At 65.4% G+C, this 26,005-nt stretch carries 28 protein-coding genes; 5 read left to right on the top strand and 23 right to left on the bottom strand.

Annotation, left to right across the window (positions count from 1 at the left end; genetic code table 11):
• Both TVC13_RS08625 and TVC13_RS08620 read right to left on the bottom strand, forming a co-directional pair.
• Positions 1-1,189 (bottom strand): glycoside hydrolase family 2 protein (locus TVC13_RS08625; protein WP_422400806.1); only part of this gene is annotated, 1,189 nt, incomplete at its 3' end.
• A gap of 7 nt (positions 1,190-1,196) precedes the next feature.
• Positions 1,197-1,976, bottom strand: coding sequence for a CPBP family intramembrane glutamic endopeptidase (locus TVC13_RS08620; RefSeq protein WP_422400805.1), 780 nt, complete (start codon positions 1,974-1,976; stop codon positions 1,197-1,199).
• 147 nt (positions 1,977-2,123) lie between these two features.
• Here TVC13_RS08620 and hutH point away from each other — a divergent pair, with 147 nt between their 5' ends.
• Positions 2,124-3,716: a histidine ammonia-lyase gene (gene hutH, locus TVC13_RS08615; RefSeq protein ID WP_422400804.1), complete on the top strand. Its 1,593-nt coding sequence runs from the start codon at positions 2,124-2,126 to the stop codon at positions 3,714-3,716.
• A 9-nt stretch (positions 3,717-3,725) separates the two neighbouring features.
• Positions 3,726-4,043: an acylphosphatase gene (locus TVC13_RS08610; RefSeq protein WP_422400803.1), complete on the top strand. Its 318-nt coding sequence runs from the start codon at positions 3,726-3,728 to the stop codon at positions 4,041-4,043.
• A gap of 306 nt (positions 4,044-4,349) precedes the next feature.
• On the opposite strand, the gene TVC13_RS08605 is transcribed toward TVC13_RS08610, so the two are convergent.
• The 11 genes from TVC13_RS08605 to ligA form a co-directional block, all read right to left on the bottom strand.
• Entirely contained in the window at positions 4,350-5,132 is a 783-nt protein-coding gene (locus TVC13_RS08605; protein WP_422400802.1) for a hypothetical protein, read from the bottom strand.
• A gap of 153 nt (positions 5,133-5,285) precedes the next feature.
• The gene (locus tag TVC13_RS08600; protein WP_422400801.1) at positions 5,286-6,371 is read right to left on the bottom strand and encodes an NAD(P)/FAD-dependent oxidoreductase; all 1,086 of its coding nucleotides are present in this window, start codon (positions 6,369-6,371) and stop codon (positions 5,286-5,288) included.
• Positions 6,364-7,176 (bottom strand): hypothetical protein, encoded by an 813-nt coding sequence (locus TVC13_RS08595; protein WP_422400800.1) that lies wholly within the window; start codon positions 7,174-7,176, stop codon positions 6,364-6,366. Before TVC13_RS08595 ends, TVC13_RS08600 begins: the two co-directional genes overlap by 8 nt.
• A gap of 5 nt (positions 7,177-7,181) precedes the next feature.
• Positions 7,182-8,078, bottom strand: a complete 897-nt coding sequence (locus TVC13_RS08590; protein WP_422400799.1) for an aminoglycoside phosphotransferase family protein — start codon at positions 8,076-8,078, stop codon at positions 7,182-7,184.
• 126 nt (positions 8,079-8,204) lie between these two features.
• Complete coding sequence (gene gatB, locus TVC13_RS08585) at positions 8,205-9,722, bottom strand: Asp-tRNA(Asn)/Glu-tRNA(Gln) amidotransferase subunit GatB (RefSeq protein ID WP_422400798.1); 1,518 nt, start codon at positions 9,720-9,722, stop codon at positions 8,205-8,207.
• Positions 9,722-11,224, bottom strand: coding sequence for an Asp-tRNA(Asn)/Glu-tRNA(Gln) amidotransferase subunit GatA (gene gatA / locus TVC13_RS08580; protein WP_422400797.1), 1,503 nt, complete (start codon positions 11,222-11,224; stop codon positions 9,722-9,724). The genes gatB and gatA overlap by 1 nt, the downstream gene beginning before the upstream one ends.
• 8 nt (positions 11,225-11,232) lie before the next feature.
• A complete protein-coding gene (gene gatC / locus TVC13_RS08575) occupies positions 11,233-11,529 on the bottom strand; it encodes an Asp-tRNA(Asn)/Glu-tRNA(Gln) amidotransferase subunit GatC (protein WP_091606413.1) in 297 nt (98 codons plus the stop codon).
• A 165-nt stretch (positions 11,530-11,694) separates the two neighbouring features.
• The gene (locus TVC13_RS08570; protein ID WP_422400796.1) at positions 11,695-12,189 is read right to left on the bottom strand and encodes a GNAT family N-acetyltransferase; all 495 of its coding nucleotides are present in this window, start codon (positions 12,187-12,189) and stop codon (positions 11,695-11,697) included.
• A gap of 134 nt (positions 12,190-12,323) precedes the next feature.
• Positions 12,324-12,770, bottom strand: a complete 447-nt coding sequence (locus TVC13_RS08565; RefSeq protein WP_422400795.1) for a TraR/DksA family transcriptional regulator — start codon at positions 12,768-12,770, stop codon at positions 12,324-12,326.
• A 185-nt stretch (positions 12,771-12,955) separates the two neighbouring features.
• Positions 12,956-13,762 (bottom strand): inositol monophosphatase family protein, encoded by an 807-nt coding sequence (locus tag TVC13_RS08560; protein ID WP_422400794.1) that lies wholly within the window; start codon positions 13,760-13,762, stop codon positions 12,956-12,958.
• Positions 13,759-16,008 carry an NAD-dependent DNA ligase LigA gene (ligA, locus tag TVC13_RS08555; protein ID WP_422400793.1) on the bottom strand — a complete coding sequence of 750 codons (2,250 nt, stop codon included), beginning with the start codon at positions 16,006-16,008 and terminating at the stop codon, positions 13,759-13,761. Before ligA ends, TVC13_RS08560 begins: the two co-directional genes overlap by 4 nt.
• A gap of 173 nt (positions 16,009-16,181) precedes the next feature.
• Here ligA and TVC13_RS08550 point away from each other — a divergent pair, with 173 nt between their 5' ends.
• Both TVC13_RS08550 and TVC13_RS08545 read left to right on the top strand, forming a co-directional pair.
• Complete coding sequence (locus TVC13_RS08550; RefSeq protein WP_422400792.1) at positions 16,182-16,625, top strand: YciI family protein; 444 nt, start codon at positions 16,182-16,184, stop codon at positions 16,623-16,625.
• A gap of 13 nt (positions 16,626-16,638) precedes the next feature.
• Positions 16,639-17,892 (top strand): RNA polymerase sigma factor, encoded by a 1,254-nt coding sequence (locus tag TVC13_RS08545; RefSeq protein WP_422400791.1) that lies wholly within the window; start codon positions 16,639-16,641, stop codon positions 17,890-17,892.
• On the opposite strand, the gene TVC13_RS08540 is transcribed toward TVC13_RS08545, so the two are convergent.
• The 3 genes from TVC13_RS08540 to TVC13_RS08530 form a co-directional block, all read right to left on the bottom strand.
• The gene (locus TVC13_RS08540) at positions 17,889-18,077 is read right to left on the bottom strand and encodes a hypothetical protein (protein ID WP_422400790.1); all 189 of its coding nucleotides are present in this window, start codon (positions 18,075-18,077) and stop codon (positions 17,889-17,891) included. The two genes, TVC13_RS08545 and TVC13_RS08540, sit on opposite strands and share 4 nt — an antisense overlap.
• A 343-nt stretch (positions 18,078-18,420) precedes the next feature.
• On the bottom strand, positions 18,421-18,843 hold the full coding sequence (locus TVC13_RS08535) for a hypothetical protein (RefSeq protein WP_422400789.1): 423 nt from the start codon (positions 18,841-18,843) through the stop codon (positions 18,421-18,423).
• Positions 18,837-19,571, bottom strand: a complete 735-nt coding sequence (locus tag TVC13_RS08530) for a hypothetical protein (protein WP_422400788.1) — start codon at positions 19,569-19,571, stop codon at positions 18,837-18,839. Before TVC13_RS08530 ends, TVC13_RS08535 begins: the two co-directional genes overlap by 7 nt.
• 157 nt (positions 19,572-19,728) lie before the next feature.
• Here TVC13_RS08530 and TVC13_RS08525 point away from each other — a divergent pair, with 157 nt between their 5' ends.
• Positions 19,729-19,926, top strand: coding sequence for a hypothetical protein (locus TVC13_RS08525; protein ID WP_422400787.1), 198 nt, complete (start codon positions 19,729-19,731; stop codon positions 19,924-19,926).
• Between the two features lie 138 nt (positions 19,927-20,064).
• Here the strand turns inward: TVC13_RS08525 and TVC13_RS08520 are convergent, their stop codons facing one another.
• From TVC13_RS08520 to TVC13_RS08490, 7 genes are all read right to left on the bottom strand, one after another.
• Positions 20,065-20,319, bottom strand: a complete 255-nt coding sequence (locus TVC13_RS08520) for a hypothetical protein (RefSeq protein ID WP_422400786.1) — start codon at positions 20,317-20,319, stop codon at positions 20,065-20,067.
• A 271-nt stretch (positions 20,320-20,590) separates the two neighbouring features.
• The gene (locus tag TVC13_RS08515; RefSeq protein ID WP_422400785.1) at positions 20,591-21,478 is read right to left on the bottom strand and encodes a hypothetical protein; all 888 of its coding nucleotides are present in this window, start codon (positions 21,476-21,478) and stop codon (positions 20,591-20,593) included.
• 46 nt (positions 21,479-21,524) lie between these two features.
• Positions 21,525-22,007, bottom strand: a complete 483-nt coding sequence (locus TVC13_RS08510; RefSeq protein WP_422400784.1) for a hypothetical protein — start codon at positions 22,005-22,007, stop codon at positions 21,525-21,527.
• A gap of 2 nt (positions 22,008-22,009) precedes the next feature.
• The gene (locus TVC13_RS08505; RefSeq protein WP_422400783.1) at positions 22,010-24,862 is read right to left on the bottom strand and encodes a hypothetical protein; all 2,853 of its coding nucleotides are present in this window, start codon (positions 24,860-24,862) and stop codon (positions 22,010-22,012) included.
• 52 nt (positions 24,863-24,914) lie between these two features.
• The gene (locus TVC13_RS08500) at positions 24,915-25,298 is read right to left on the bottom strand and encodes a DUF6507 family protein (protein ID WP_422400782.1); all 384 of its coding nucleotides are present in this window, start codon (positions 25,296-25,298) and stop codon (positions 24,915-24,917) included.
• 3 nt (positions 25,299-25,301) lie between these two features.
• The gene (locus TVC13_RS08495) at positions 25,302-25,607 is read right to left on the bottom strand and encodes a pore-forming ESAT-6 family protein (RefSeq protein WP_055240354.1); all 306 of its coding nucleotides are present in this window, start codon (positions 25,605-25,607) and stop codon (positions 25,302-25,304) included.
• 39 nt (positions 25,608-25,646) lie between these two features.
• The gene (locus TVC13_RS08490) at positions 25,647-25,982 is read right to left on the bottom strand and encodes a hypothetical protein (RefSeq protein ID WP_055240353.1); all 336 of its coding nucleotides are present in this window, start codon (positions 25,980-25,982) and stop codon (positions 25,647-25,649) included.
• Positions 25,983-26,005 lie beyond the last annotated feature (23 nt).

The following is a 26,005-nucleotide window of genomic DNA, read 5'->3' as shown; positions in this document are numbered from 1 at the left end:
GCCTGCCTTGTCTCGGGGGCTCGGAGTGGTGTATAAGACACCGCCCCGGAGCCCGCCCCTCCCCCATGCCGCCGTTGACCAGGTCCTGCCAGACAAGCATGCCCAGCCGGTCGCAGTGGTGGTACCAGCGCAGCGGCTCGATCTTGATGTGCTTGCGCAGCATGGTGAAGCCGAGATCCTTGGCGGTCTGGATGTCGGACACCATCGCCTCATCCGACGGAGCCGTGTAGAGCCCGTCCGGCCAGTAGCCCTGGTCCAGCAGGCCCAGGTGCAGGTATGGCTTGCCGTTCAGCAGGAGCCGCCGGTGGCCGGCGGAATCAGTCCCGGTGCCAAAGGTGCGCAGCCCGAAGTACGTCTGGACTTCATCGGTTCCGAGCCGCACACGGACGTCATACAGGAACGGATCCTCTGGGCTCCACAGCCGCGGCGCGGGAAGGCCAATCCGGGTTGGTTCGCCCGGAACGGGCGCGGCCGCTGCCACTTCCGCGCCGTCTGCGAAGACCGTTACATCAGCCCGCAGGCCCCCGCCGGCGGCGTCGCCGCCGCTGGCAGCACCACCGGGTACTACGGTAATTTCGACGCCGTCGAGGGAGTCCAGCGGTGTCAGCACCACATTCCCGATCCAGGTTTCAGGAACCCGCTCCAGCCAGACGGTCTGCCAGATGCCGGACTGCGCCGTGTACCAAATGCCGCCGCGTTCAAGCTTCTGCTTGCCCCGGGATGCCCCGTTGGTGTCGGTCGCATCCAGCACCCGGACCACAAGTTCCTGCTCTGCCGAACCGGCGTCCAGCAGCGCGGTGATGTCCAGGGTAAAGGGTAGGTAGCCGCCGTCGTGCGTTCCTGCCGGCCGCCCGTTGACCGTCACGGTGCAGGATTGGTCCACTGCCCCAAAGTGCAGCAGCACGCGTCCTTCCGGTCCGTCCGGAACCGGAAAGGTGCGCCGGTAAAAGAGTGCCTGGTCCGGCTGCAGCTGGCGTTCGACGCCGGAGAGCGGCGCCTCGGGTGAGAACGGCACCAGGATCCGGCCGTCCCAGGACTCCGGCGGATCAGGTTGGCTGGCGGAGGTGATGGCGTAGTCCCAGTATCCGTTGAGGTTCAGCCAGTTCCGGCGGACCAGCTGCGGCCGGGGGTATTCGGGCAGGACGTTGTCCGGGTCCAGGGCTTCGCCCCAGGCTGTCAGCAGTGCCATGAAGGCGTCAGTCTCCAATTCCGATGGCGGATCCGAACAGGGCGAACCCCACGAACCCGGCGATGTCCACGAGGGCATGGGCAATAACCAGCGGCATCACACGCTTGGTCTTGTAATAGGCGTAGCCGAACAGCAGGCCCATCAGGAAGTTCCCGATCCCGGGGCCGATCCCCTGGTACAGGTGGTAGCTGGCCCGGATGAGGGCGCTGGTGAGAATCATGGCCGGCACGGACCAGCCCAGCGCACGCAGCCTGGTGAAGAGGTAGCCCACCACGATGACCTCTTCCAGGACCGCGTGCCGCATCGCAGAGAGCACCAGGACGGGAAGGGTCCACCAGTAGGTATCCAGGGCGGCCGGAACAATTGCGGTGGTAATGCCCATCGCGCGGCCCGCAGCGTAGACGCCGAGCGTCCCCACGCCGATCACGGCGGCCAGGGCAAAACCGAGCCCGAAGTCCAGCGCCGGCCGGGAGAACGTAAAGCCAATGCGGCGGAACGCCGACCGGCCCGGCTCGGTGAGCAGGAAAAGCACCAGCGCCACCGGGACAAGGGAGAAGAAAATGCCCAGCAGCTGGTACACCAGGTCAAAGACGGGACTCTCGTCCAGCACCGGGTTCAGCGTGGTGGTCTGGCCCTGCAGCGGCCCCTGGGTCATCTTGTCGAGCAGGCGGACGACGGCGTACACGCCTGACTGCCCCAGGGAGAGTCCCAGCACGATGAGGATTTCGGCTATCAGCCTGCGCCGGGTTCCGGCATCAGGGGCGGAGGCGGCGGAAGCGGAGCGCATGTGCCTATTGTGCCTGATCAGGCTCCCCGGGCGGGTTGTCGCCACTTGCCAATAAGCGTCCGGTGCATTTCACTGGTTGAAATGCCGATACCACTGTGCGGCATTCACAGTGCGCCGGCAGGTCAGCGCGGACAGCGAACAGACAGGATGACGGTCTTGGTTCTTTCTTCTCAGGGTTCCACCTCGGTTTTGACGGTAGAGGTGGGCACAGGCCCCCTGGAACCGGAAGCGGTCCTGGCCGTCGCACGGTCAGGCGCCCCGGTGGCCCTGGCCGCAGGTTCCGTGGACGCCATGCAGGCCTCCCGTGCCGTCATCGAATCGCTGGCCGCTGATTCCAAGCCCCACTACGGTGTCTCCACCGGATTCGGGGCCCTGGCAACCAAACAGATTCCGCCCAGCCAGCGGACCGTGCTGCAGCGTTCACTGGTGCGCAGCCACGCGGCGTCGTCCGGGCAGGAAGTGGACCGCGAGGTGATCCGCGCCCTGATGCTCAACCGGCTCTCCACTCTGGCCACCGGCCGCACCGGCGTGCGTCCGGCCGTCGCCTCGGCCTACGCAGCACTGCTCAACGCGGGCATCACGCCGGTGGTCGGCGAGTACGGCTCACTCGGCTGTTCCGGTGACCTGGCTCCGCTCTCCCACTGTGCCCTGGCCCTGATGGGTGAAGGCCGGGTGCGCGACGCTGCGGGCCGGGAACAGGACGCGGCCACGGCCCTCGCAGCAGCGGGCCTGGAACCCCTGGAGCTGCAGGAGAAAGAAGGACTCGCCCTCATCAACGGGACGGACGGCATGCTGGGAATGCTGACCCTGGCCATTGCCGACCTGCACCGGCTGCTGACCACCGCGGACGTTGCAGCGGCCATGAGCGTTGAAGGCCTGCTGGGGACCGACGCCGTGTTTGCAGCAGACCTGCAGGCCCTGCGCCCGCAGCCGGGTCAGGCTGAGTCGGCGGAGAACATCCGAACAGTCCTGCACGGATCTGTCCTGGTGGAGGAGCAGAAAACCGGTGCGTTCACCCGCGTCCAGGACGCATACTCGCTGCGCTGCGCCCCTCAGGTCCACGGTGCCGCCCGGTCAACACTGGCGCATGCGGAGCACGTAGCGGCCTGCGAGCTGGCGTCCGCCGTAGACAATCCCGTGGTGACCCCTGACGGCAGGGTTGAATCCAACGGCAACTTCCATGGGGCGCCGGTCGGGTATGTCCTGGATTTCCTGGCCATCGCCGTCGCGGATGTCGCGTCCATGAGTGAGCGCCGCACCGACCGGTTCCTGGACCGCAACCGCAGCCACGGGCTGAACGCATTCCTCGCCGATGATCCGGGAGTGGACTCCGGCCACATGATTGCCCAGTACACCCAGGCGGGCATTGTCTCCGAGCTGAAGCGGCTGGCGGTTCCGGCTTCGGTGGATTCGATTCCGTCCTCGGCAATGCAGGAAGACCACGTGTCAATGGGCTGGGCGGCCGGGCTGAAGCTGCGCCGGGCCCTGGACGGACTGGCCCGGGTACTGGCAGTGGAAGTGCTTACCTCGGCGCGGGCCCTGGATATGCGCGACGGCGGCCTGGCCACCGCCCGCAGTGCGCCGGTCTCCACGGCCGTCCGCTCGGCGGTCCGTTCCGTGGTGCAGGGGCCTGGGCCGGACCGGTACCTGGCACCGGAAATCGAGGCCGTTTACCGGCTGGTCTCCGGCGGTGAGCTGATTGCGGCGGCCAACAGTGTGCTGGATAAACCCCTGCATTAGGCTGCAGGCATGAATTCGCCCAGCCAGCATGCCGGATCAGCCGGCAGGTCCGGAGAAGATGTCCGCGTTACGGCCGTGGTCCGCGGGGTGGTGCAGGGTGTTGGGTTCCGCTACCGGGTCCTGCGCCAGGCGCTGAAGCTGAACCTGACCGGCTCGGTAGTCAATATGCCGGACGGATCCGTGGTGATCACCGCTGAAGGGCTGCCGTCGGCACTGGACGGGCTGCTTGAATGGGTGCGCTCTCCCTCGGCGCCGGGCGTCGTGGAAAGCGTGGAAGAACACCACTCCCCTGCCACCGGCGAATTCAGCGGCTTCGACGCCGGCTAGGTTCCCGTCGCACCACCGGCGAGCCCGGCACCACTGGCGTTCCCGACACCACCGGCGAGCCCATGCGGCGGAAGCCGGCCCGGGGAGCCAGCACGCGAAAAGGCGCCAGCACGCAAAAAGACCCCGGACATGAAGAACGCCGGCAGACTGTTTGGGTTGGTTGGGGGGAACAACCCTAGTCTGCCGGCGCCGGATAGTTCACTACGCTATCCATTCATCACTCGCACCCTTATGAGGTAGTAACTACGTTAGGACAGCGGTCTGGAAAGCTCCTGTCAGCAAGCTGGCAACTTCCTGAGAGTGAGGCTAGGCCGCGCGCTTCAAATTCTGGCCAGTCGGTCCTGGCTTGCCCTGCGTGGCAGACAGCTGCCCGGGCTTGCCGGTCTTCTTTTTCTTGGCGGACGCTTTCTTGTTGACCACCGATTTGGTCACGACGGGCTTTCCCGCTGACGGCTTGTTTGCTGCGTTTCCTGAAGCTGCAGGTGCACCGGCGGAGGACTTCGGTTTGCCGGTTGAGGTCAGCACGCCAGCCGGAGCAGATCCGGTCTGGCCCCCGCGAGCCGCCTTGTCTGCCGGAGCCGCCGGAGCCGCCGGAGCTGCGGGAGCTGCCGGAGCTGCCGGAGCCACCTTGGCTGCCGGGGCATCTCGAACGGGTTGCGGGGCTCCCGGCTCCCGGAGCACGGGGACCACAGCGGCACGCCGCTCAGCTCCGGCGGTCCAGGGTGATGAAACGGGAGCGCGTCCGGCACGCGCAGGACTCAGCGCGGCACGGATTTCTTCAGCCGCGAAGCGCGTGGCATCCACGAATGCCGCCGCTGCTGCGTCCTGGGGAGCAGACTCGATCCGACGCACAGCCGAACGCTTCACCAGCCGGTACAGGGCGGAGGCCACAACCAGAATCGCCATGCCGGTGCCGTACATCAGCGCGAGGGACAGTGCCAGGGACGTCGTGCCGCCGGAGAAGGACCCATACCCCGCCACCGCCAGGATCAGCCACAGAACACTGACGGCTGTGATGACGGAACGGGCTTTGACGTAGAAGGGACGCTGCTGCACACCGGCAAGCTGCGGCGGCATGATTTCTGGCACTGACGAGACCTCTCAAAAGCACAAAACAGCAGGCCTGGAATAGGAAGTTGGCCGGAGCCGGCCTGCCCTTCAACTCTAGGTTTACCGGGGAGTTCCTTCGACCATTCCCGCGCCGTTTGACCGATTCGTTACACCGCGGGGATGAGAGATTGGTCACAGCCCTGTGCGGGCGGGTGAAAGGGCTTCAGAGACGTCCAGTACGGGCCGTGTTCCGAGCAGCTGGGCAGCGGCCAGCTCGGCAATTCCGGAGGATGTCTGGAACCCGTATCCGCCCTGTCCGGCGAGCCAGAAGAAGCCGGGAACGGCGTCGTCGAACCCCACCACCGGCACCCCGTCCGCTGCCTGCGTCCGCAGTCCCGTCCAGGCGCGCAGGGTACGGCCCAGCTCGAGGCTGGTCAGTGAATTGACCAGCGCCACCAGCTCAGCCACATCCTCCGGCCGGTGCCGTGCATCCTCGGCCGGGCTGGGAACGGCCTCCGACGGGGAGATCAGGACACCTTCCAGGTCCGGCCGGTAGTAGAAGTTGTCCAGGGCTCCGGCCACCATGGGTCCGTCCGCTGCGGGCGGGTTCCCTGCCTCCACGATGGCTGCTGTCCGGCGGTAAGGCTGCAGCCCCCGGGGGCGTGCGCCGAACAGGCCGGCAACGGGGTCAGCCCAGGCACCGGCGGCGTTGACCACTGTCCCGGCGCTCCAGGTTTCGCCTCCCGCGGTCAGGGCCCAGCGTCCTTCGGGGGTGCGGGCCGCGGAATCCACCCGTCGTCCGGTGAGGATGCGGCCGCCGTCTGCTTCGATCCGGGCCCGGTGCCAGCTCATCAGGATGTCCGTGTTGCAGGAGACCGAGGTGGTGTCCAGCCCGGCGGCTTCAAAGTCCCCCGCTGCCAGTTCAGGTGCCAGGCCTACGGCCTCAGCCATGGTGATCGGGTGCATGTGTCCGCTGGCGCGGTCCCGGACGTCTTCCTCCCGGCCCACGAGCATAAAGGACCGCGGAACCAGGATCGGCTCTGGAAGGCCGGCTTCGAGTTCCCGGATCAGGGCCAGGGTTCGCACCGTGAGGTCCTGGACCACGGGCGGACCGTAGCTGGGGATCAGCTGCCGCGCTGAGCGGGAGGACGTGTGGTAACCGAGTTCGTTCTCAGCTTCCAGGAGTACGACGCCGGTGTGCCCGGCCAGCCGGGAGGCCAGGGACAGTCCCGCGATGCCTCCGCCAATGATCAGGACGTCTGCTGCAGTCTCAGGCACCGGGCACCACCGTCAGGATGGTGGCGTCGTCGGCCTTTTCGCCGGCGGCTGCCTGCCGCTCCCGCAGTTCAAGGAGCAGCTGCTGCGCCCCAACGGGCGTGGACGCTGCCCGCAGGAAACTGCAGGGACTGTCCACCAGGCCCAGGTCCACGGCGCGCCACGCGCCGTCGGATGCAAGCACCACGCGCCGCGGCGCGGGCAGGCGCACCAGGTGGGCGTGCTCTACCGCTTCCGGCTCCCGCCGGGCCACCCACAGGCGGCCGGGGGTGTTGCGCAGTTCCCGGTCCCGGCGCAGCAGCTCCCGTGCCTGGTCCGGGTCTGCCGGGTGTTCACGGTGGACACGCAGGTCAGCGGGTTCACTAGTTACGTGCACGACGGATCCGTCCTCCAGTTCCACTGCCGCGTGGCAGTCGGCCAATACCAGCACTTCAACTCCGCCCGCAGTGAGCTGCGCCAGGGCAAGGACTGCACTGGGGAATCGGGTTCGTTCCGCACCGGCGCGTTCCTCTGCCACCCGGTCAACCCGGCGCAGCGCTTCGGCCAGCACACTGCCTGCCTCGGAATCCGTTTCCGGCAGGGCAGGGGCGCTGGCGCTCTCGGCGAGCAGCAGGTCCATCGTCCTGGCGTACCAGGACGGGTTGGAAGCTCCGGGCAGGTCCAGCTCCGGCAGCAGCGACGTGGCGCCGTCGATTACCCAGGCGCTGGCTGCTGCGAATCCGCAGCTGTCTTCGGTGACGTGCCCGTCCCCTTCGGTTTGTACGCGGACCGAGTGTCTCCAGGAGAAGGGCATAGCCCATTCTGGCATGCCGCCTAGAGCCAGGAGAGGTCATCGGTGAGGATCTCCATAAGTGTCTCCGAGCCCACCAGATACAGTCCGGGATGCCGCCGAGCACCGGCCAGCAGGTTCGAAGCCATGCACAGCGCCCAGCCGCGGGCCCGCAGCCAAAGGTATGGATCGGCGTCGTACCGGGTGTCCAGCGCACTGCGGAAGGCACGCCGCCCTGCCGGCTCGAACACCAGCCAGGCTGCGGCAAGGTCAGCGGCGGGGTCACCGGCGGTGAGGTCCCCAAAGTCGATGATGGCCTGGAGTGTCCCATTTCCGGCAATCAGGTTGGCCGGGTGCAGGTCCCCGTGCAGCCACACCGGCGCCGAGTTCCAGCCGGGCACTTCCACGGCCTCGGCCCAGAGCTCCCCTATCCGGGCCGCGTGGGGCACCATCCCGGCATGCAGCCGTTCCTGGACCGCCGGATCCCGTGCTGCCAGCGGCCCGCCCACCAGGGGGTTTGCCGGGTAATCTTCCGGCGCAGGTGTGTGGAAGGCGTTAAGGAACTGTGCAAGCGGCGCCGCCAGGGCCAGGTTCCGGCCCCTGGGCTGCAGGGAAACATCCAGTCCGTCATACCAGGCGCTGATGCTCCAGGGGTACGGGTAGGGCTCCTGCGGAAGCCCGCAGTACAGGGGGACCGAGGTTGCCGTGGGCAGCCCTGCAGTGAGCACGGGCAGCCACTGCTGTTCCTTGGCCATCAGCGCGGCGGCTTCCTCGCGCCGCGGCAGCCGGACGGCGTAGTCGCTGCCGAGCCGGAACACGCAGTTGACCCAGCCGTCACCGACCTCCACAAGCGTCTGGTACGCCAGCTGCGGCTGCTGGGCCTGCAGCAGGCCGCGCACCAGCTCCGCATCCACTCTGAGCTGGGACGGCACGCTAGCCATGCCTTGCACCCTACCCTGGCGCCAGGTGTTCGGGCAGGGCGGTTAATGCCGAACGGCCCCGGATCCGGCGCATCAGGTCAGTTGACCGTCAGCACCGGGTCCGGGGCCGGAGCAGGCTAAACGCAGCTAGGCGGAGACGCCCAGGCGTTCCAGGATCAGCTCGCGCACGCGTCCGGCGTCGGCCTGTCCGCGGGTCGCCTTCATAACGCCGCCGACGATCGCGCCCACGGCCTGGATCTTGCCGCCGCGGATCTTGTCCGCAACGTCCGGCGCTGCAGCCAGTGCGGCGTCGATGGCTTCGAGCAGGGCTCCGTCGTCGGAAACCACAGCGAGGCCGCGCTTCTCGATGACTTCCTCCGGAGAGCCTTCGCCGGCGAGCACGCCGTCGAGCACCTGGCGGGCCAGCTTGTCGTTGATCTTGCCGGCCTGGACCAGACGGTCCAGTTCAACGATCAGTTCCGGGGTGACGCCGGTATCCACCGGATCCACTTCGGCTTCCTTGGCGCGGCGGGCAACTTCACCCATCCACCACTTGCGTGCCACCTGCGCGGAGGCACCGGCTGCGATGGTCTCCTCGATGGCTTCCATCACGCCGGCGTTGACCACATCGCGGAACTCGGCGTCGGAGTAGCCCCAGTCTGCCTTCAGGCGCTTGCGGCGCTCGGCCGGCGGCTCGGGCAGGCGGGAGCGCAGCTCCTCGATCCACTCTTCCGTGGTGACCACGGGCAGCAGATCCGGTTCCGGGAAGTACCGGTAGTCATCGGCGTCGGACTTGGGCCGGCCCGAGGTGGTGGACCGGGTGTCCTCGTGCCAGTGACGGGTTTCCTGGACAACCTTCTCACCCGAGTCCAGCACCGCAGCGTGCCGCTGGATTTCGAAGCGGACGGCGCGTTCGACGGCGCGCAGCGAGTTCACGTTCTTGGTTTCCGAACGTGTGCCGAACTTTTCCTGGCCGTGCGGGCGCAGGGATACGTTGGCATCGCAGCGGACGTTGCCGCGCTCCATCTTCGCGTCGGAGACACCCAGGTTCTTCACGATTTCCCGGATGGCTGCCACGTAGGCCTTGGCGAGTTCGGGCGCACGGGAACCGGCGCCCTCGATCGGCTTGGTGACGATTTCCACCAGCGGAACACCGGCACGGTTGTAGTCCACCAGGGAGAAGTCGGCACCCTGGATACGTCCGGCAGCGCCGCCCATGTGGGTCAGCTTTCCGGCGTCCTCTTCCATGTGCGCGCGTTCGATCTCGACGCGGAACACGGTTCCGTCTTCCAGCTCAACGTCCAGCCAGCCGTCGTACGCAATGGGGTCTTCGTACTGGGAGGTCTGGAAGTTCTTGGGGGTGTCCGGGTAGAAGTACTGCTTCCGGGCAAAGGTGCAGGATTCGGCGATCTTGCAGTTCAGCGCCAGGCCGATCAGGATCGAGTACTCCACTGCCTTCTTGTTCACGACCGGCAGCACACCGGGCAGGCCAAGGTCCACGGGGGTGACGTTGGTGTTCGGCACATCACCGAACTCGTTCGGGGCGTCGGAGAACATCTTGGTCTTGGTGTTGAGCTCCACATGGACCTCGAACCCGAGTACCGGATCGTACTTCTCCATGGCCTCGTCAAAAGGCACGGTTTCTTCCATGGTGTGCACGGACATTACTTCACTCCTCCGAGTACGGGTGCCGAGGCCAGCAGCGGGCCGCCCCACTTCTGCTCCAGCAGGCCTTCAAGTGCCGCGCCGGCACGGTAGAGGCGCACATCTTCACGGGCAGGTGCCAGGAACTGGATGCCCACCGGCAGACCGTCGGCCAGGCCGCCGGGGATGGAGATGCCGGGGACGCCGGCCATGTTGGCCGGGATGGTGGCGACGTCATTCAGGTACATGGCCAGCGGATCGTCCAGCTTCTCGCCCAGCTTGAACGCGGTGTTCGGCGAGGTCGGGGAGATCAGCACGTCAGCCTGCGCAAACGCGGCGTTGAAGTCGCGCTGGATCAGGGTGCGGACCTTCTGGGCCGAGCCGTAGTAGGCGTCGTAGTAGCCGGCGGAGAGGGCGTAGGTGCCCAGGATGATGCGGCGCTTGACCTCGTCGCCGAAGCCGGCGGCGCGGGTGGCACCCATAACGCGCTCAATGGTGAGCGGCGGGTCGGCGGGCAGGCGGCGCATGCCGTAACGGACGCCGTCGTACTTCGCCAGGTTGGAGGAGGCCTCCGAGGGCATGATCAGGTAGTAGGCGCCCAGCGCGTACTTGAAGTTGGGGCAGGAGACCTCAACGATTTCCGCTCCCGCGTCCTTGAGCAGTTCCAGCGACTCGTCAAAGCGGGCCTGCACGCCGGGCTGGTAACCCTCGCCCTGCAGTTCCTTGATGACGCCGATGCGCATCCCTGCGACGCTGCCGTTGCGGGCGGCTTCGGCGAGGTTGCCCACGGGGTCGGTCAGGGAAGTTGAGTCGCGGGGGTCGTGTCCGCCGATGACTTCCTGGAGCAGCGCAGCGTCCAGCACGGTGCGGGAGACCGGGCCGATCTGATCCAGCGAAGAGGCCATGGCGATCGCGCCGTAGCGGGAGACGCCGCCGTAGGTGGGCTTCACACCCACGGAACCGGTGACGGAGGCGGGCTGGCGGATTGAACCGCCGGTGTCGGTACCAAGGGCCAGCGGTGCTTCGAAAGCGGCAACGGCTGCTGCCGAACCGCCGCCGGAGCCGCCGGGAATGCGGTCCAGGTCCCACGGGTTGCGGGTGGGGCCGTAGGCGGAGTGCTCGGTGGAGGAACCCATGGCGAATTCGTCCAGGTTGGTCTTGCCGAGCATCGGCATGCGGGCGGCACGGATCCGGGAGATCACGGTCGCGTCGTACGGGCTCATCCAGCCTTCGAGCATCTTGGACCCGGCGGTGGTGGGCTGGCCCACCGTCACAATGAGGTCCTTGATGGCGATGGGAACGCCGGCCAGGGTGTGCAGCTCTTCGCCGGCAGCGCGGGCCTTGTCCACGCCGGCGGCAACTTCGAGCGCTTCATCGGTGTTGACGTGCAGGAAGGCGTTGATGTCCCCGTCCACGTCGGCGATCCGGTCCAGGTGCGCCTGGGTGACTTCGACTGCGGAGACTTCGCGGGAGGCCAGCTTGTCTGCCAATTCGGCAGCGCTGGAGGTAATCAGTTCACTCATGGAAGTCTTTACTCCTCATCCAGGATGGCAGGGACCTTGAAGCGGCCTTCGGCGTTGTCCGGCGCACCGGACAGGGCCTGCTCATTGGTCAGCGTCTGCCCCACAACGTCCTCGCGGAACACATTCGCCAGCGGGATCGGGTGGGAGGTGGCCGGGATATCCTCACCGGCAACTTCGCTTACGGATTTGATCGAATCCACGATGACATCCAGCTCGCCGGCCATTTTGTCCAGCTCGTCATCGGTCATCTCAATGTGGGCCAGCCGCGCCAGATGCGCCACAGCCTCACGATTGATCTCAGACATGAGTCTCCCATGCGTCTTATGCAGTATTTTCGGCGTACGCCGGTATCCGTACCAGTCTACGGCGTTTGGGCTCCCGGTTCGGGTGGCCGGGACATACAGCGCACGACTGCCGCACTGCCGCTCCGGGAGCAGAGTCCGACGCCGGTGTGCGCCTTCCTCCGGCAGCTAGAGTTCCAGCCGGAAGACCCACAGCACGTAGTCCTCGCCGGGAACCGTCCAGTCCCGTTCGGGGACCCGTTCAAAGCCCAGGGAAAGGTACATGCTGTGCGCCCCGAGCATGCTGGTCATGCTGGTAAGGGACACGGCATGGATTCCCTCCAGGCTGCGCGCATGCTCAACGATCGCGCTGACCAGGGCCCGGCCCACTCCCCCGCGCTGGACGGCAGGATCAACGGCCAGCATGCGGAATTCGAGCTCACCTTCGACGGCGATGTCCGTGTAGGGCTGGCCGGCGAACGTCACTGCCGCGGAGCCTGCGACCACGCCGTCCTTCTCCGCCACCCAGAGCTCGGCGTGCTGGTCACGGTGTTCGACGTTTTCAAGTTCCTGCACATAGGGATTGTCAGCCTCAATGAACCCGGCCTTCAGGTACGCGTCACGGGTGATCCGGCGGATGTCTTCATAGTCAGCCGGTGTTGCCCGCCGGACGGTGATGCTCATTGGTGTTACGAATCCTTACGTGGGGGTTGATTTCCACGCTCGATTCTAGCCGCGTCGCACCCTGCCGGGACGCCATGGGTGACGGCGGGCACGTTCGGATTCCTGCGCGGTGCAGCCGTGGCCGCCGGGCCGCCTCAGCGGCGGCGGGCCGCTGCGGCGCAGGCGACGCAGAAACGGGCTTCCGGCCGAATTTCCAGCCGTGCCTCTGGGATGGGATCCCCGCAGCGCTCGCAGATTCCGTAAGCGCCGTCGTCGAGCCTCACCCGTGCGTCCAGGAGTTCCACGAGCGAAGCCTCCAGCGTTGCCAGCATGGAGACCTCATTGGCGCGTTCAGCGGAGACTGTGGTGCCTTCCGGGTCATGCTCGTCGTCAGCGGGAGTGTCCTTCGCGGCGGCCGTCACTTCCCGGATATCCGCCAGGACCGTGTCGATTTTCGCGCGGGCCTCATCAATGTGCTCATCAATAAGGGCGGCAAAGCGGGCGGTATCCAGGTCTTTGGGCGTTTCCGGCTTCGGTTCCCGGACACGTGCTGTAACGACGGGGGCCAGCTTGCGCGATGCCGCTGTGACTTTACGTGGCATGGTGCGTCCTTCCGGGTCCATGAATCTCGCTCAGTTCCACCAATTATCCGCGCGGCACCCGCGAAAAACTGCACCCGCAGAGCGCGCTTTCCTCAGGGCTTAAAGGTCCCGCTACGCACGTGGACCATGGGAACAGAGGTGCCCGTGGGCTTTGCGGTACTGCCCCGGGCAGACCCGCCGCCGGGTCAGTGGCCCGACGGCGGCACCAGCCACGCCGTGGTCACGGCGGCCAGCCGCTCGGCGTCGTCCATTCTGCGGTCCGGCGAGCCGGGACGGCGAACCGTTAGGCCCGCTTCCTCGGCGATAAGCGCGCCGGCGGCGAAGTCGTGCTCGTTCAGTCCCCGCTCCACATAGGCGTCCAGCGTTCCGTCAGCCACCATGCACAGGTCCAGTGCCGCCGAGCCGAGCCGGCGCACGTCAGCGTAGCCGTCCATCAGGTCCGCGAGCGCTGCGTACTGTTCGGTGCGGACCTCCGGTTCGTAGGAGAAGCCCGTTCCCAGCAGCTTGCCCGTCCGGTCGGGGTCCGGGCCGTGGAGCCGGCGCAGGCTGCCGTGCTCGGCCAGCCACGCGCCATGGCCCTTCGCTGCCCAGTAGACGCGCACCAGCGCCGGTGCGTGGACTACCCCGGCCAGCCACTCGCCGTCGGCGTTTACCGCGGCCACCGACGTGGCGTAGAAGGGAATGTTGCGGATGAAGTTGGTGGTCCCGTCCAGCGGGTCCACCGACCAGCGGATGCCGGAGGGATCCTCGGGAACGCTGGTTTCCAGCTCCTCGCCGGTGACCGCGTCAAAGGGACGCATCCGGTTGATCACGTCCCGGACGGCGTACTCGGCCTCGGTGTCATAGGCGGTAACCCAGTCTCCGGAGGCTCCCTTGTTCTCGACGTGCAGCCCCGCCTCCGAACGTTTGGCCAGCACAGCGGCTCCGGCGGCGGCAGCCTGCCGGGCGACGTCGAGCAGTTCCAGCGGATCAGGGGCGGGTGCTTCGGTCATGGCGTGGTTTCCTCGTCCTCTGCGTTGTCCGCTGAATCGGTGTCCGCCGAATCTGGCTCCAGCGGCCCGTTTTCCAGCAGCCGGCGGAACCCGTCTTCGTCGAGTACGGGAACTCCCAGCGACTCAGCCTTGTCCAGCTTGGTGCCGGCGTTCTCCCCCGCCACCAGGTAGTCGGTCTTCTTCGAAACGGAGCCGGAGGCCTTGCCGCCGCGGGTGATGATCGCTTCCTTGGCTTCGTCGCGGCTGAAGTTCGGCAGGGTGCCGGTGACGACGATTGTGAGGCCTTCCAGGGTGCGGGGCTGGGATTCGTCGCGCTCGTCGGCCATGCGGACGCCGGCACGTGCCCAGGAGTCGACAATTTCAACGTGCCAGTCTTCGGCGAACCATTCCTCCAGCGCCGCGGCGATGGTCGGGCCGACGCCGTCCACGTGCGCGAGCTGCTCTTCGGTGGCTGCCCGGATGTTCTCCATGGAGCCGAACGCCGTGGCAAGGGCGCGTGCCGCCGTCGGGCCCACATGCCGGATGGACAGTGCCACCAGGACCCGCCAAAGCGGCTGGGACTTGGCCTTTTCAAGTTCTTCGAAGAGCTTACGGGTGTTGGCAGAGGGTTCGGAGGGCTTCTTGGCGGTGCCCTTGGTGTAGAAGTACGGAACCAGTTCAGTACCGACCACTACCCCCTTGGAACGTTTGGGCCGTTCGATCCGGACCTCGGCCAGGTCTTCGACCCTGAGATCGAACAGACCGGCCTCGCTGGTCAGCGGCGGGTTTTCGGGTTCGGCGGGCGAGGTCAGTGCTATGGCCGCTTCCCAGCCGAGGGCTTCAATATCGAACGCGCCGCGGCCGGCCAGGTGGAACACACGCTCGCGCAGCTGTGACGGGCAGGAGCGGGCGTTGGGGCAGCGGATGTCGACGTCGCCCTCCTTCGCCGGCTTCAGCTCGGTGCCGCAGGAGGGGCAGTGGGTGGGCATCACGAAGTCGCGTTCGGAACCGTCGCGGAGTGCGGCGACGGGTCCCACGATTTCGGGGATGACGTCACCGGCCTTGCGCAGGACCACGGTGTCGCCGATCTTGACGCCCTTGGCCTTCACCACGTCCTGGTTGTGCAGCGTGGCCATCTCCACGGTGGACCCGGCTACCTTGACCGGCTCCATGATGCCGTACGGCGTGACCCGGCCGGTGCGGCCCACGTTGACCCGGATGTCCAGCAGCTTGGTGTTCACTTCCTCCGGCGGGTACTTGTACGCCACGGACCAGCGCGGCACCCGGGAGGTGTGGCCGAGCGCGCGCTGCAGCGCGAAGTCGTCCACCTTGACCACAATGCCGTCGATCTCGTGGGCCAGGCTGTGCCGGTGCTCGCCATTGGTGGCAATGAACTCTAGCACCTCGTCATAGGTGTCCAGCACCTTGTAATACGGCGAGGTGGGCAGGCCCCAGGCCTTGAGCAGCTCGTAGGTCTCCGACTGGCTGGCGGCTCCCAGACCTTCCCGGGCGCCGATGCCGTGCACGTACATGCTCAGCGGGCGTTCCGCGGTGACCTTCGGGTCTTTCTGCCGCAGCGACCCGGCGGCAGCGTTGCGCGGATTCGCGAACGGCGCCTTCCCGGCGTCGACCATTTTCTCGTTGAGGCGGGTGAACTCCTTGGATGGAATGAACACCTCGCCGCGGATCTCGACCTCGGCGGGAAGGTTCTCGCCCTGGAGGCGGCGCGGGATGGAGTCAATCGTGAGCACGTTGTGGGTGATGTCCTCACCGGTGCTGCCGTCGCCGCGGGTTGCCGCGCGGACCAGTTCCCCGTTGCGGTACAGCAGGTTCACCGCCAGACCGTCGATCTTCAGTTCGGTCAGCCACCGGACCTTCGACCCCGGCGCGATGGACGCGATGGAGGCTTCGGCGCGCTTCACCCAGGCGTCGAGTTCGTCGAGTGAGAACACGTCTTCCAGGCTGTACATCCGGGACAGGTGTTCCACCGGCGCGAACGCCGCGGACACCTCTCCCCCGACCTCCTGGGTAGGGGAATCGTTCGTCACCAGTTCCGGGTGGAGTGCCTCGAGCTTCTCAAGCCGGCGGTACAGCTCATCGAACTCGGCGTCGGAGACCAGCGGGGCGTCCTCGTTGTAGTACGCGAAGCGGTACTTACGCACCTGGTCGGAGAGAGTCTCATACTCTTCACGCAGGCTGTCGCTGGGCGGTGTGTCCGTGCTGACGGCGTCGACGGCTTCTTCGGGGGATGTCTTGGCTGTGCTCACCTACCCAATCTTGCCGTATGTACGACGGCGGCGGGAGCTATGCGGGACCTGCCGGCTGCCGCGCGTCCCCGGCTCGGGAAAAAATTCCCAATGGCTGTCGATCTCCGTGCGGCCCGTTCGACGGCATAGTAGGAGGCGCACCGAGCGCTCCCCCTAGAGATCAGGAGAATGCCATGAAGTACATGATGATTATGCGGACCACTGATTCGGCCGTTGAAGCTTCCAAGGACATGCCGTTTGAAGAAATCATCAACGCCATGGGCGCCTACAACGAGTCGATGATCAACGCCGGCGTCCTGCTGGCTGGCGAAGGGCTGGCTGAAGCGACGGAGGACGCCAACTTCCTGGTGGACTTCGTCCAGGACCCGCCGCTGATCACCGACGGCCCGTACGGCGAGACACACGAACTCTTCAACGGATTCTGGATCATTCAGGCTTCCTCAAAGGAGGAAGCTGTGGAGTGGGCCAGCCGGTGCCCGCTTGGCCCCGGATCGAAGCTGGAAGTCCGGCGGGTAACCGATGCCTCCGACTTCGAGGATTTCGCGGACAACGAGTACATCCAGAAGGAAGAAGGCTGGCGCGAGCAGGAAGAAAAGCTCCGGGCCGAGAACCCCTAGCGTCATGGCGTCCATGGACTGGGCTGGTGAGGACACCGCCGCGGCGGTCCGCCACCGGATAGACGCCATGTGGCGGATTGACGGTGCGCGGATTGTCGCGGCGCTGGCCCGTGCCACCGGGGATGTCGGGCTGGCGGAGGATGTTGCCCAAGAAGCGGTGGCTGAGGCCCTGGCCCAGTGGCCGGCCGAGGGAGTGCCGCGGAACCCGGCTGCGTGGTTGACCGCCGTCGCCAAGCGCCGCGCGATTGATGCCTGGCGGCGGGCGGAGCGTCTCGAGGAGCATTACGCGGACCTCGGCAGGGAGCTCCGGGACGCGGCCGCCCCGGCGTGGGATCCGCTGCCGGACGACGTCCTGAAGCTGATTTTTGTGGCCTGTCATCCGGTGCTGTCCCGTGAAGCGCAGGTGGCGTTGACCCTGCGGATTGTGGGCGGACTGTCCACTGGGGAGATCGCGCGGCTGTTCCTGCTTCCGGTGGCTGCGGTGCAGCAGCGGATTGTCCGGGCAAAGAAGACCCTGGCCGCCGCCCGGGTTCCTTTCGATGTACCGGAACCGAATGAGTGGCGCGACCGGCTAGGCGGGGTGCTCGCGGTGATCTACCTTCTGTTCACGGAGGGGTACGCTGCGTCCGCAGGGCAATCGTGGATGCGCCAGGACCTTGCTGCAGAGGCACTGAGGTTGGGCCGGCTGCTGTCCCGACTCGTTCCACGGGAGCCGGAGGCTCTCGCCCTGGTGGCGCTGATGGAGTTCCAGGCATCCAGGTTCCGCGGCAGAACGCGTGCGGATGGATCACCCGTGCTGCTGGCCGACCAGGACCGCACGCTGTGGGACCGCGCCCAGATTGAGCGCGGGCGGGCTGCCCTGGCTCAGGCTGATGCGCTGGGGCGGGGCAGGGGTAACTATGCGCTGCAGGCTGCGATTGCGCAGTGCCACACGGTTGCGCCGAGTGTCGAGGGCACGGACTGGCACCGTATCGTGCTGCTGTATGAGGCTTTGGGCCGGCTGGCACCGTCTCCTGTGGTGGAGCTAAACCGTGCCGTTGCGGTTTCCATGGAGACCGGTCCGGCGACGGCGCTGGAGATGGTGGACCGGCTTGCTGCCACGGGTGCGCTCCGCGGTTCATATCTGCTGCCCAGCGTGCGGGGTGAGCTGCTGTCCCGCCTCGGCCGGGTCGAAGAGGCACGGACTGAATTCAGTGCTGCTGCTGCGCTGGCGCGCAACGACCGGGAGCGGGAGGTTTTGGAGGGCCGCGCGGCTGGAATGCCTTAGCGCGTCAGCAGATCGTGCTCGGTCAGGACGACGTCGCTGAGGTCTTCCCAGCGCAGCTTTCCATGATATTCACCCCGTCCGGCAATCGTGATCTCCGGGATTTCGCCGCGGCGAATCTGTTCCTCCTTCGGACCGCCGTCGACAAAGGCATATACCGTTCCATCGATGTATTCCTGGATGCCCACATTGAGACTCCGCCATTTAGCGGACACGAGAACTCGCACCAACCGGTCCAGGTCGCTTTCAGCGACTTTCCTGGACCAGGACAAGGGCCTGCCCTCGTCGTCCGAATTGTCTGACGGATGCCATTGGCCCCCCGGAGATGCTTCGGCAGAAGTGTAAAGAAGCACCCGTCCGTGGCCCAACGGGTTGGCCAGATACCACTCCCGCTGCAAAACGCCATACATACCCGGGACTCGCATCCCGTTGGGCATGAAAAGTTCGAATCTCCTGGGGGTGGGAACGGCCCTGGCATCCCCACGTTCTGAATCAGGGAGAGGGGGCACCAACCGCAATCTAGTCAACGGTTTATCCCCGGAACGCCAGGGACGGCAACCGGTTCTGAACCACCTGAACATCCTGCACCTGCGACGCCGGCACCACAGTCCAATACACGCCGGCATCAGCCTTGTTCAGCCCCAACGCCTCAGCCCGGTCCGCGTTACGCCCGATATAGAACAACCGGTAGACTTGCCCGTCCTCGCCCTGGGCAACGTCGGTGATCCTGAACGGCTCCCCCTGCCACGAACACGTTGCCAGCAGCTCATAGAAGTCCTGGATCTCCCCCAGTCCCACCGTCCGGCGCCAAACCCCCTTCGGGGTCTGCTCAAAACCCTCCACCCCGGGATCCGACGTGGCCGCCACTTCAACGGAACGGCCTTCATCCACCAAATCAGCACGGAACAAGTCCTCCGGCGTCCGCGCATTCACCGCATCCCCGGCGTTCACCACAAACCCCGAAATCTTTCAGTTTTTTGATTAAAGGCTCCCACTAATACTTCGTTTCCGTCCCTGTCGATCCGCCACATTTCCGCACCTGATTCCATTATCACACCCCTGTCGACCTTGAGTTCCGGCACCACAGGCAAAGCGTCAACCCTGCTGCTCGTAAGGCCATGACCGGTGTTCGGCCATTCCGCGCGGTCAGCAAGTGTTCCTGCTCCCGATTCGGTATTCGCGTGTTCCCGGTAGGTTGCAATGTCCTGTTCCGTGAGCCGGATGTCTTCGGGCGTGAGCGTTCCGTCGGCCTCTCTGATCTGCTCTGCAACCCGGTCACGGCGCAGTTCCTCGACGCGGAGATGGTTGGAATAGTCCGGGATGTGGATAGGCGCCGCCTTTTGGGCGTGGAATCGGACCGCATAGACTGCTTCCGTTTCCCCCACCCGGTATGGCATTCCGGCATTGTTGGGAAGGACGTAGTCCAACCGCAGACCCAGGATAATCTCGTCTACTGTTCGCAATAAGGACGTGTCGGACGCCTGCGAGATGAACCCGCCCATGCTGCCTGCATAGAGGTCCTCATTGGCCAGGACAAGGCGGGCATCGTCAGCCCCCATGATCTTCTGGAACGGCTGGCTGATATCCCCACTGCCCAGCAGATGCCGGACGTCGTGGACCATGATCGCCTGCGCATCGATCAGGTCGTAGTAGTAGTAGTAGCGGTCGATTCCGCGCAGCATTCTCCAGCGGGCTGGCACCGAGACGATCCGGTCCGCGGGTCTCGCCGTCGAAAGCCTTCTCCAACAGACCGGCGACCTGCGTCTCCACCACATTCGGCGGCAGCTTGCCGTCCGGGCCGCGCAGCCCGTCCAGGGCCTGGAACTCAGACGGCGAGAGATGGGTCGCAAGGAAACCGTCAGTGTTCTTCCACGTCGCAGGATCCAGGGAACGCTGCAGCTGCGCAATCTGGTCATTCCGCGTCGACACAGTATGGGTGCGGTCCCCGAGGTCCACCTTCTCGACCCGGCCTTCAGCGTCGTAGTGCACAACAGGCTTGGGCGCCGGCGCATCCACGGCATCCAGTCCCTCAGCTGACGCGGGCGAATCAGCATCACCGTTCCGCGGTCCGCCGGCGGCATCGTCAACCGCGGCAGCACCAGCCGCACATCGTCGGCATCGCCTTTCACGCCCGGATGGGCGTCATCGAGGCGGAATCTTTAATCGAGTCCTCTACTACTTCAATAGATCATGCTCGGTCAGAATGATGTCGCTGAGGTCTTCCCAGCGGAACGCTCCGTGATACTCGCTTCGTCCGGCAATGGTGATCTCCGGGATTTCTCCGCGGCGAATCTGGTCCTCTTTCGGGGCGCCGTCGACAAAGGAGTACACCGTTCCGTCGATGTATTTGTGGATACCCAGCCCGAGCCCTTTCCACGTGGCCAGCACTGAGACGGCCACCAACCGGTCCAAGTCGCTTTGCGTGACCATTAGGTGCCATGACAATGGCCGGCCCGCCCCGTCCACTTCGGCTGACGGCTGCCAGTGCTCCCCAGGAGATTCTGTAGCCGGCGTAAAAAGAACCATACGTCCGTGGCCCAATGAGTTAGCCCTAAACCATTCACCTTGCAGCACACCGTACATTCCGGGGACGCGCATCCCGTTGGGCAAGTATCGCTGTGCGCGCCGGTACTCTGACTCGGGTGTCCTCTCCTCGCCTGTATCGGGAAGTGGTGGTACCAGCCGTAATCTAGGCACCGGGTCACCCCCGGAACGCCAGCGACGGCAACCGGTTCTGAACCACCTGAACATCCTGCACCTGCGACTCCGGCACCACCGTCCAATACACCCCGGCATCAGCCTTGTTCAGCCCCAACGCCTCAGCCCGGTCAGCGTTATGCCCCGTATAGAACAACCGGTACACCTGCCCGCCCTCACCAGTGGCGACATCCGTAATCCGGAACGGCTCACCCTGCCACGAACACGATGCCAGCAGCTCATAAAAGTCCTGGATCTCCCCCAGTCCCACCGTCCGGCGCCAAACCCCCTTCGGAGTCTGCTCAAAACCCTCTACCCCGGGATCCGACGTGGCCGCCACTTCAACGGAACGGCCCTCGTTCACCAAATCAGCACGGAACACCTGCCCCTGCCACACTGCGGACCAGCCCATAACGTGCGACGGGGTATGCGCACCAGGCCGGGAAATCCCCGAGGCATCGGCCACACCCCAGCCGGTCGCCACCTCAAAATAGACGGCAATCAGTTCCTCGGGCTGCCCGGCCCGGATACGCCACAGCTCCGCTCCCGGCGGAATGGCACACTCATCCAGGAAATACACCGGCACCACACCACCGGACCACGCCGCGAAACCAGTCCCCGTAAACGGCGGACGGTCCACGAACTCCGGACCCGCAGCATCGTGCACATAAACGGACAACGGCACACGGAACCGCAGCACATCAACGTACCCGGCACTCCGGTCCCACGGCGATCCCGGGAAATCCAGACCATGAACCTCAAACAAGTCTTCCGGGGTTCGCGCATTCACCGCATCCCCGGCATTCACCACAAACCCCGAAACCGTGTCCCCGTTCCCACCCACCAGGAACTCAACCTGCGCCGGACTCAAAGCCTTCTGCAAAAACGCCACAATTATGCCTTACTCCTTGAACGTAAAAGAAGGACGAGGTGCAGTATCAATTCGTGTCCTTACGCCAATAAATTTCAGACGTAACGTTGTTGATCTTTTCAGCAGAGAGCCAACCAAAAACTCCGCTTCTTTCCACGGGTTCGTTATGAAACGTATGGAATCCGTAGTCTTCGATCAAGTCCCATTTCTCCTCCGTCGCAAAGTCATCCCCGGCGACCACCGCAACTTTTCCTTCAGAATCCTCAGCGAGAATCTTCACCTGAAGCCCCGGCTTGAATTCGCCGGTCGCTCGGACAGCGTGGATGTTGGTTACTTCCTCGGCCGGAACTCTTCGCGTGTGCGAGAAGCGGGGCCCAGGGAACTGGCTCTTATGGTCGTGGGTCCGCCAGCCGGGTCCCGGCGCGTTACCCCCCTTCTTGACGAGAGTCAGGGTGCCGTCGTCATTGGGGTCGGTCCCTCGCAGTTCGAACTCCTGCCCTCCCCATGTGCCGTAGTCACCGCTTAGTTTCGTTCCATCCGTTCTCCACATGATTAGAGGCTAATCCATGCCGTGGCATCACGATCGTAGATCCCTACCAACACCTCATTGCCTTCTCGGTCGATCCTCCACATTTCAGCCCCATGGTGCAGCGGTATGCCCTTAGGAGCCTTCAGCTCAGGAATAACCGGGCTGTGGGCCACTCGGCTGCTGGGGAATCCCGAACCGGTGTTCGGCCAGGCTGCGGAGTCACGCCAAGGGTGCCCATCCTTATGAATGACTTCCGCTTCTCGTTTCCAGTCCGCGTCCTGCAGCTCCCAGTCCCGCGTCGTGGAGCTTCCAGCTGCCGCCCGTTGAGCTTCTCCAGCGCGGTCCCGCCGAAGCTCTTCCACGCGGGCATGATTCGAACCGTCCGGGATCACGATTCCGTCGGCATCTTTCCCCGTTGCCATAAAACGCACTGCGTATACTTCCTGTGTTTCACCTGCTTTGAACGGCATGTTTATGGGTTGAATGGCAACACCGTCTCTGTCCAAATTCATGTAGTCCAACCGGAGACCAAGGATGATTTCATCGACGGTGCGGAGGTCTGCTGCGTCGGAGGCCTGGGAGATAAAGCCACCGATACTGCCCGGGTATCTGTCGGTGCCGGCACGGACCATAGCAGCTTCGTCAGCGCTGAGAATCTTCTGGAACGGCTGGCTCGTGTCACCACTGCCCAGCAGATGCCGGACGTCGTGGACCATGATCGCCTGCGCATCGGTCAGGTCATAGTAATAGCGGGTCGGAATCCCCCGCAGCGCGTTCTCCAGCGGGCTGGCGCCGGGGCGAACCGGTCCGCGAATCTCTCCGTCGAAAGCCTTCTCCAGCAGGTCAGCAACTTGTGTCTCCACCACATGCGGCGGCAGCTTGCCGTCCGGGCTGCGCAGCCCGTCCAGGGCCTGGAACTCAGACGGCGAGAGATGGGCCGCTAGGAAACCGTCAGTGTTCTTCCACGTCGCAGGATCCAGGGAACGCTGCAGCTGCGCAATCTGGTCGTTCCGGGTCGAGACCGTATGGGTGCGGTCCCCGAGGTCCACCTTCTCGACCCGGCCTTCCGCGTCGTAGTGCACAACAGGCTTGGTCGCAGGTGCATCCATGGCATCCGGCCCCTCAGCTGACGCGGGCGAATCAGCATCACCGTTCCGCGGTCCGGCAGCATCGTCAACCGCTGCAGCACCAGGCCGCACATCGTCGGCATCGCCCTTTCCACCCGGGCGGGCGTCGTCGACATCCACATGGGTCGCTGGAGCGGCGGTGTCCGTGGTCTTGCCCGACGGCGTGCGGTCTTCCGGCACGGCGTGCCCGGGCTTACCCGACGGCGGCTCAGCACCAGAACCGTTACCCCGTACGGGGGCATCCGATGCAGATGACCGGCCATTACCGGAGGACTCGGGAGCATTCGTACGCACCGGGGCATCCGGCGTCGTAGTCGAATGGGGGACGGTGGACCCGGTACCGGAGCCGCCGCCGGTGCGGGCCGGCGTCGTATCCGGTGTAAAGGCCACGATCCGGGGGCTGCCCCCGCCAGCGCCGGCCAGCGCCGGAGTCCCGAACCGGCCGTGGCCGGCATTGGCCAGTGCGGCATCAACCTTGTTCAGGGCCGAGTTCAGTGCCGCCCGCCCGGAGTCCACCGCGGACTTGCTCGCATCGATCACGAACTGATCTGCTGCCTGCCACGCAGCGCCGACCTTCCCGACCGTCACGCGGGAGGTGTCCACCACCGTGGTGATCGCGTTGATCTTGAACGCCTGCGCGGCGTCGGTGACCTTCACCGTCACCCCGGCCACCTTGCCGATACCGGTGGCATTCACCACGGCCGAGACCTTGCCCGAGGCATTGGCTACATCGCCGATCTTCCCGGCCACAGAACCGACCTTCGCCGTTGCACCGGCACCGGCCGTCAGCAGGATCGAAGCCAGGTCGAACGACGTGGCACCGGCAGCGTATGCAGGATCTGTCTGCCACTCATCCCAGTGGATGGCAGCCTTGCCAACAGCCAGCAGTTCATCCCCCGCCTGCCGAACACGGTCACTGTTGCCGCTGGCGTGCAGGGCAATCTGGACCGCAGGGGTAGTCATGATCACCAGGTTGACCGCGAGGTTTCCCAGGCCCTTCCAGGTCTGTTCGAAGGCCTCCGCACCGCCGAGCCCAACCATGTTGCCGAGCCCCGTGACTGTGCCGGTAACGCCGCTCCAAACACCCTTGCCAAAGGAGGCAACGCCGTCCCAGGCGTCCCGGTACCAGGGTTTGTCCCATTCGGTGGGCTGTCCCCACGGAACGTTGCCCTCCACCGCTGCGGCGTCGAGCTGTTCCCCGCTGAAGCCGAACTCCACCTCGCCGCTCCCGGCGCCCTCTTCCGTTGTCAGGACGTAAGACGGGCCGCCGTAGATCGCGCTGATCGCGTTGGCGCAGACGCGCTGGGCTTCCTGCAGATCCGAATACAGCCGGTTCAGGTCGCCGATGATGTTCTGTTCGGCCTGGATCAGGCCTTCGTCGTCGTCCCAGTCGTCCTGGCTGCGGCCACGGGTGCGGGAAAAGAAGTTGGCAGCGTCGGCTTTAACAGCGTCCAGCCGCAGCTTTAGGGCATCCACGGTATCCGCGTAGGCAAGGACAGCTGTATCGACGGTGCCAACGTCCGAATCGAGATCTGCGGCGGAGGAGGTCACCGGGCGGAAAGCGTTGAACACCACTTCGGAACCGGCGATGTCATACACGTCCGGTGACTGCAGGTGTCCCCACGCGACGGCCGATTCCTCCGCGGTGTCCACGACCTCGCCGACGGCGCTCACCAGCGCCGCGGCCGCTGCGCGGATCACTTCCGGATCCGGCAGCACAGCCTCGAACGCTGCGATGTCGATGCTCAATGGTTTCCCCCGGTTTGAACTGGATACGAGTGCTGCTGGGCCTGCGGCTGGCCTAGACGGCCTGCGGTCCAGGCCCGTAGTGGGCTGCAGGTTCCGGCGCCGGCGGCGGATCGTCCGCCGCAGACTGTGCGGCACGCATGGACGCTTCGCGGGCATCGCCGGCCATCTGCGCGTCGGATTCGAGCAGGATGGCCAACACGTTGTTGACCGCGTTCACGGCGTTCGAGGAGCGCCCGGCAATGTTGGTGAAGGCCGGGTTGATCAGCTTCTCGGTGAGGGCTCCCAGTTCCGCGGCCACCGGCTCAGCCATGCAGGCCGTGGCCAGCTCGCTGATCTTCTCCCCCACCGCAGCGAACTCGGCACCGTATTCCTCCAGCAGGGGTGCTACCTGCTGGAGGACCCCGGAGACGGCACCCGGGTTGACGTTGTAACTCACCTGCTAGCCAATGTTCTGGACAGCGCTCCTGGCGCGGGAGCCGGCGCTGGAAGCGGTCTGGTCGTTGAGGTTCAGCGTCTGCTTGACCAGGGCAATGATGTTGCGGGTCTCGTTGGCGGCGTTGCGGAAGCGGTTCTCCACCGCCTGGTACTCCTCGGAGACTCCGTCGGCCTGGAAGTCGGACATGGCCGCGTTCACGGCCTTCTCCCGTTCCCCGATCAGGGACTCAAGGCGGGCAACAATGGCCTGGATGTCTCCCTGTACGGCAGCGGAAGTATCGGTGTCATAGCTCAAACGGTCCTGGGACATGGCAATTTCCTTCTCTAAGACTGTGTAAAAGGGCGGGAGTTAGCGTGAGGAGCCGAAGCGTGCGGCATCAAAGCTGGCCGCGCCCTGCTGCTGGGCTGCGTTGTCCGCTGACTCCTGGTCGCCCATCTGGAAGGAACGGTCCATTTCCGACTGGCCCATCAGGATCGCCGACAGCGAGCTGTTGAGCTCGTTGGCGATCTCATCGGTGCGGGCCTTGAACTCATCGAAGCGGACCCGGCCCTGGCCGTTGAACTTGCCCTGGAGCGGGGTCACGGCGTCCATGAGGTTGCGGACCAGCTGGCCCAGGTCCTCATTGGAGTGTCCCGTCTGCTGCGTCAGTGTGCCGAGGGTCGAGGACCCCATATCGAATTTCATTCGTCTACCACCTCCGGCACCTG

The sequence above is a fragment of the Arthrobacter sp. 3Tela_A genome, assembly GCF_049311025.1.
Lineage (GTDB): Bacteria > Actinomycetota > Actinomycetes > Actinomycetales > Micrococcaceae > Arthrobacter_B.
Note: the sequence above shows the minus strand (reverse complement) of the source record. Positions and strands in the feature narration are given on the sequence as shown.

Excerpts from the sequence above, each read along its gene's own strand:
- TVC13_RS08495 (WP_055240354.1), bottom strand. The coding sequence starts at position 25,607 with ATGTCCCAGGACCGTTTGAGCTATGACACCGATACTTCCGCTGCCGTA.
- TVC13_RS08595 (WP_422400800.1), bottom strand. The coding sequence starts at position 7,176 with ATGCCAGAATGGGCTATGCCCTTCTCCTGGAGACACTCGGTCCGCGTA.
- gatA (WP_422400797.1), bottom strand. The coding sequence starts at position 11,224 with ATGAGTGAACTGATTACCTCCAGCGCTGCCGAATTGGCAGACAAGCTG.
- TVC13_RS08525 (WP_422400787.1), top strand. The coding sequence starts at position 19,729 with ATGGGTCGCAAGGAAACCGTCAGTGTTCTTCCACGTCGCAGGATCCAG.
- TVC13_RS08550 (WP_422400792.1), top strand. The coding sequence starts at position 16,182 with ATGAAGTACATGATGATTATGCGGACCACTGATTCGGCCGTTGAAGCT.
- TVC13_RS08530 (WP_422400788.1), bottom strand. The coding sequence starts at position 19,571 with ATGCTGCGCGGAATCGACCGCTACTACTACTACTACGACCTGATCGAT.
- TVC13_RS08620 (WP_422400805.1), bottom strand. The coding sequence starts at position 1,976 with ATGCGCTCCGCTTCCGCCGCCTCCGCCCCTGATGCCGGAACCCGGCGC.
- TVC13_RS08565 (WP_422400795.1), bottom strand. The coding sequence starts at position 12,770 with ATGCCACGTAAAGTCACAGCGGCATCGCGCAAGCTGGCCCCCGTCGTT.
- gatC (WP_091606413.1), bottom strand. The coding sequence starts at position 11,529 with ATGTCTGAGATCAATCGTGAGGCTGTGGCGCATCTGGCGCGGCTGGCC.
- TVC13_RS08510 (WP_422400784.1), bottom strand. The coding sequence starts at position 22,007 with ATGTGGAGAACGGATGGAACGAAACTAAGCGGTGACTACGGCACATGG.
- TVC13_RS08490 (WP_055240353.1), bottom strand. The coding sequence starts at position 25,982 with ATGAAATTCGATATGGGGTCCTCGACCCTCGGCACACTGACGCAGCAG.
- TVC13_RS08570 (WP_422400796.1), bottom strand. The coding sequence starts at position 12,189 with ATGAGCATCACCGTCCGGCGGGCAACACCGGCTGACTATGAAGACATC.
- hutH (WP_422400804.1), top strand. The coding sequence starts at position 2,124 with ATGACGGTCTTGGTTCTTTCTTCTCAGGGTTCCACCTCGGTTTTGACG.
- TVC13_RS08590 (WP_422400799.1), bottom strand. The coding sequence starts at position 8,078 with ATGGCTAGCGTGCCGTCCCAGCTCAGAGTGGATGCGGAGCTGGTGCGC.
- TVC13_RS08610 (WP_422400803.1), top strand. The coding sequence starts at position 3,726 with ATGAATTCGCCCAGCCAGCATGCCGGATCAGCCGGCAGGTCCGGAGAA.
- TVC13_RS08560 (WP_422400794.1), bottom strand. The coding sequence starts at position 13,762 with ATGACCGAAGCACCCGCCCCTGATCCGCTGGAACTGCTCGACGTCGCC.
- TVC13_RS08520 (WP_422400786.1), bottom strand. The coding sequence starts at position 20,319 with ATGGTCACGCAAAGCGACTTGGACCGGTTGGTGGCCGTCTCAGTGCTG.
- TVC13_RS08545 (WP_422400791.1), top strand. The coding sequence starts at position 16,639 with ATGGACTGGGCTGGTGAGGACACCGCCGCGGCGGTCCGCCACCGGATA.
- gatB (WP_422400798.1), bottom strand. The coding sequence starts at position 9,722 with ATGTCCGTGCACACCATGGAAGAAACCGTGCCTTTTGACGAGGCCATG.